Source organism: Streptococcus sp. KR (assembly GCF_002238115.1).
Classification (GTDB): Bacteria; Bacillota; Bacilli; order Lactobacillales; family Streptococcaceae; genus Streptococcus.
This window is the reverse complement of the sequence record NZ_NGVM01000039.1, coordinates 1-4,914: the sequence shown is the minus strand read 5'-3', so window position 1 is coordinate 4,914 and position 4,914 is coordinate 1. Positions and strand designations below refer to the sequence as shown.

Annotated in this window: 3 protein-coding genes and 2 pseudogenes; all 5 read left to right on the top strand. The window is 34.2% G+C overall.

Translation table 11 applies throughout. The features are described 5' to 3' along the window. Nucleotides 1-360: pseudogene (locus tag CBI42_RS10390) on the top strand (hypothetical protein); the annotation flags it as partial. 353 nt (nt 361-713) lie between these two features. Continuing rightward, nucleotides 714-1,209, top strand: a pseudogene (locus CBI42_RS10380) (type IV toxin-antitoxin system AbiEi family antitoxin domain-containing protein). 253 nt (nt 1,210-1,462) lie between these two features. Continuing rightward, a complete protein-coding gene (locus tag CBI42_RS10375) occupies nt 1,463-1,759 on the top strand; it encodes a lactococcin 972 family bacteriocin (RefSeq protein ID WP_080981310.1) in 297 nt (98 codons plus the stop codon). A 61-nt stretch (nt 1,760-1,820) separates the two neighbouring features. Further along, on the top strand, nt 1,821-3,830 hold the full coding sequence (locus CBI42_RS10370; protein ID WP_049498273.1) for a DUF1430 domain-containing protein: 2,010 nt from the start codon (nt 1,821-1,823) through the stop codon (nt 3,828-3,830). Nucleotide 3,831: 1 nt separating this feature from the next. Further along, entirely contained in the window at nt 3,832-4,464 is a 633-nt protein-coding gene (locus tag CBI42_RS10365; RefSeq protein WP_000623394.1) for a putative bacteriocin export ABC transporter, read from the top strand. Nucleotides 4,465-4,914: the final 450 nt, after the last annotated feature.

Here is a 4,914-nt window from a genome sequence, read left to right as displayed (position 1 = left end):
AGCCTGAATAAAGCTGATAATGGTTGGTTCAACGAAAATAAATTCAAAATAGTTGGAACCTTGTTGCTTTATCAAATGTTACATGTAATGGAGTGTAAATTCTATACAACTGATGGCATTTTGAATAGAAGAGTTGGTAGCCGATTTAGAAGAGATAATATTTATTTTGTAGTCTTTAAATTAAGTAATGGTATTAGTTATACAGTAGAACTATCACGTGAACAAGGTAATCAATACTTTCCAAGAAGCCTTAAAATCAATGATACCTCCGTTACAGATTGTAGAGAAATAGAGCTTAGACTCATTAATAAGATTAGATTTAAGCCAGTTAAGGCAAGAAAGGTGAAATGGCCATCATGATTTAAAAATTGAAATCATGATTACATCACTATTCTTTTCTTAACAAATGTGAGTATTGTCGAAGAATTTCTGTATCGAGAAATTTTATGAAAGTTAATCAGAAAATTAGATATCAGAGTTTCTTTGACAAGCATTTTATCTTGCTGTTTGTATGTTTTTACTAGAAATGTTTCTAGGGCTTCATTTGGAGTGGAAACTATTAGTCCATGGCTTACTTCTTCTTTATAATAGGTGGTCTAGCTTACTTATAGATTCAGTTTGAAATAAAAAACTAAATGAATTGATTTTAAAGAAATAAAATGCTAACAGATATATAAGATGTTAGCATTTTATTTCTAAGAAAGGAGAATGAAATGGTTGATAAAAGAGAAAAACTGATGAACTCTTTCAATCAGTATGGTTTTTTAACTTTTAAACAAGTAATAGATGAAAATTTACACTACAAAACCTTATTGAAAATGCTTGCAGAAGGAAAAATCGATGCTGAAGAAAAAGGGTTATATCGCTTACCTGATATTTATTTAGATGAGTGGTTTGTCCTTCAGTATCGATTTCCAAAGGGAATCTTTTCTTTGGAGAAAGCACTTTGGTTACATAGTTTATCTTTGACTATCCCTTTTAACATGACGATGAGTTTTCCTTATGGTACGAATACCAAAAACATTAAGGAAGCAGATATATGTCCTATTATTTTACGCTCTCACTATAGTGAAGGAATTATTGAAATAGAGCGCCTTCCTGGTCGATTTATTAAAGTTTATGAAGTTGAACGAGTTTTGGTTGAATGTCTATGCCCAGCTATTTAAAGTAACTGATAAGTTACAATCTTATACGGAGGTGCTATCTTAATGTTTTTTAATACAAAAACTTTAATAGTTTTAGAATTTGGTTGATAGCTTATGAATAAACAGCTATATTTTTTTGATTATTAAATATTCAAAAATCTATTATATAATTAGTTGAAATTATATGTTGTAAGTGTTATAATACAGGCGAAAAGGGTTGCTCTGGAAAGGAGAAAAAACGGAAACTATATTTTGAGCAATTCATAATTTTATTGTTAAATAAAGCTTTTAATTCTAATTATGGAAGGTGAACAGTCATGAAAACGAGTAAAATTATCCTTTCTGTCTTAACTGTAATTATTAGTTGTAGCTTAGCGTGTCCTGTATTTGCTGATTGGGTATCTGGTGGTAACTGGAGTTACGGAGGTTATCATAATCCAGGCAATTGGGGAGCATTCTCAAATTATTTCCACGACTATCGATGGCATTGGTCAAGTGTGACTCGAGCAAGTGACAGCAGAGCTAATGTAGGTTATGCTTCTGCTCATTACACATCAAGATCGTTCATAAATACAAGTTTTGGTGAAACTGCATACTTTAATTATGGATTTTAATTGCTAAGGTTTATCCTAGAGAGAAGAAATCTCTCTAGGATAAACTAGAAAGAGTAGAATTATGAAACGTTTATTTATACATTTCTCGAACCTTTTTATTCTAATCTTTCTGCTTTGGATTGCCTTTATTTCACCTAATACGGTCATCCATCGAAGCCTACCTGTAATAGGGATTCTTCAACAAGAAAGGGAAGTTGTTTATGAAGAGCTTTCATCTAGCTTAGATCAGTTAGCAAAGGAAAACAATAGTTTGATTGCTCGTCAGATTCAAAAAACGGATTCTAAAGGGCAAGTCAAGTTTTCGTATGATATCTACGGAGAAGGAGCACTTCCTAATGGCATCAAAAAAGAAGAGAAAGAATTCGTTGCAAAGGAAAGTTTGCTTACCAATTACTATATACTATCTGGGAATTTAACCCTTGAAAAATTGGATCAAAAACTCCACGATCTTGGTTTTTCAAAAAGTTTCATGAATAAGCCCAATCCCCTGCAAAATTTTATGGTATTTTTTAGTTCGGGTTCCCAATCTCTAGCCTTGGTTATTTTTATCATCAGCTTTGCTGCATTGACCATTATTCAAAAAACACTTGAAATGAGAAGTGCAGGGATTCGTTACATTTCTGGAATAAGACGATACCAGCTCTTTGGACATTCTCTCATGGAAGACGGTAAAGAATTGTTTTTAGGGTGTATTGGTGGAAGTGTCTTAGGAGCTATTCTGATTTATTATTTACAATTGACCCCTTTTGCCTATTCTCTCATCATTTCAGCTAGTATTATTTACAATACACTTTTATTTATTTTATCTGCTTTCCTATCCTTTTTCTTTGCATTCAGTATTCAGACAGTACACTTGGTTAGCCTTTTAAAGGGGAAAATTCCATTAAAAAGAGTCTTGTTTTTTCTCTTTACATGTCAATTTCTTGCAATCACTGTCATTGGTCTCTCAATTCATCGTGTCAGCATCTATGGCTCTATCTGGCAGACTTATCAAGAGGGAAGTTTGGCTTGGTCTAAAGAGACAAATTGGATACAAATTAGTGTGAATCGGGAAGAGGTTTTACAAAAGACAAACAAAGAAATGCAAAATGAACAAAGAGCTAAATGGTCTAAACTGATCGAGTCTGGCATTGAAAAAGGTGGACTTTTGGTCCATCATCAGCTTGCCGCATTTAATTCAAAAGGCTTCATGAACGATCCTAGAACAGGGAGAGAGCTTTCGATCACAGATTACGATCCTCTTGCCAACACCCTGTATGTAACACCAAATTACCTTGATATCCAAAGGATCTTAGTTTCCCCTGAGGAAAAAGAGCGCTTGAATCACTTGCAAGCTGGAGAATTTGGACTCTTGCTTCCTGAAAAGTTGAAAGGGCAAGAAGAGGAGTTGAAAAAACGCTATGAAGATTATCTGACTCCTAGTGATGAACAAGGAAAGAGTCAGTTGCCTATGAAAGCACGGGTGACCTATCTTCCTAACAACCAAAAACGATTTATCTATAATAATACACCGATGATCTATCAGCAATTCTTGACAGACCCGATTTTGGTTGTTGTTCTACCTAGAAGCTTTGGTGGCTACGATAATCCTTATTTCTCTCATCTTAATTCTTATCTTTACTTTGATGGTCTGGAAAAAAGCAAGAAACTAGTAGTTGAGAATGGGCTTGAAAAAAATGTTAGTCAATATGACTATGCGGCGTCTGTATACCAGCAGATGATCCAAACCATTCAATTAGAGAATCTCATTACCATTGCAGGAGGAATCTTTGCAATAGCTACTTCCATACTACTCTTTAACACCATGAATTTCCTCTATTTTGAAGAGTTTAGAAGACCAATCTTCTTGAAGAAGATTGCAGGTCTGGGATTTGTAAAGATTCACCAAATGATTTTGCTCTCAGAAAGTATCCTCTTACTATTAGGAAGCTTCCTGACATTCCTTCTCACTCAAGAATGGTGGATTGCTCTTGTCACTCTCTTGCTATTTATTACTAATGCTTGGTTTATTCTCCTGTACCGGTCTCATAAAGAAGACCACTTGTTAGCCACTGTACTGAAAGGAGCCTAATATGATTAGCATAGAACATTTAACCAAATCATTTGGCCAACGAACGGTCTTTCAAGATTTGAGCTTGCAATTTACAGAAGGTAAGGTCTATGCTCTGATCGGAAATAGCGGGTGTGGTAAAACAACCTTGCTTAATATCTTGGCAAAGTTAGAGCCTTATGAAAAGGGAAGTATCAGCTATCAAGGGCAAGAATTGAAACAAATCAAACAGCATCACTTCTTTAAGCATGAATTAGGCTATCTCTTTCAAAACTTTGGCCTACTTGAAAATGAGACTATCGCTACAAATTTAGATTTGGGATTGATTGGGCAAAAATTAACGAAAAAAGAGAAGAAGCAACAAGAAGAAGAAGTGCTCAAAAAAGTAGGATTGGCTTACCTTGCTCTGGATCAAAAGATTTTTGAATTATCTGGAGGAGAGGCGCAACGTGTCGCATTAGCTAAAGTTATTTTAAAAGATCCACCTTTAATTTTGGCAGATGAACTAACTGCAGCACTGGATCCAGAAACCTCACAAGAGGTGATGGACTTGCTCTTAATGTTAAAGAATCAAGAGCGTATAATCATTATTGCAACCCATAATCCCGATATTTGGAATCAAGCAGATGAAGTTATAAATTTAAATCAATTATAGTTACAGTCAATAGATATCTTCTATATTTTAAAGTTATTTTATCTGAATCCGTAAAAGCAGTTCAATTGAACTGCTTTTTTCTTCTACGACTTACACTGTTTGGTTTCATGAGCAAGCCCCTCAAAGTGAATTAATAACAAATCATTAGAAATCATAGTGATGAAATTTCTGTAACGGAAGTAGAGCGAATTGCTGAACCATTAAATGAGTATCTCTCGAAGTAGAAGCGTCTATTTTGACTTTTAGTTTGATAGAATGGTAGTTTGAAAATGTAAATGATAGCTACTGTTCATAAAACATATAAGGTACGTACGGTGTTGTGAGAGGAGCTAGAAATTAGCACTTACCTTATTATTCCAACAACCCCAAAAATGTGATAAAAATTTCAACTACTCTTATCTATAATAAAGCTACCTGTTCTTTGAAAATTGAATCCACTCCGTCTTGATT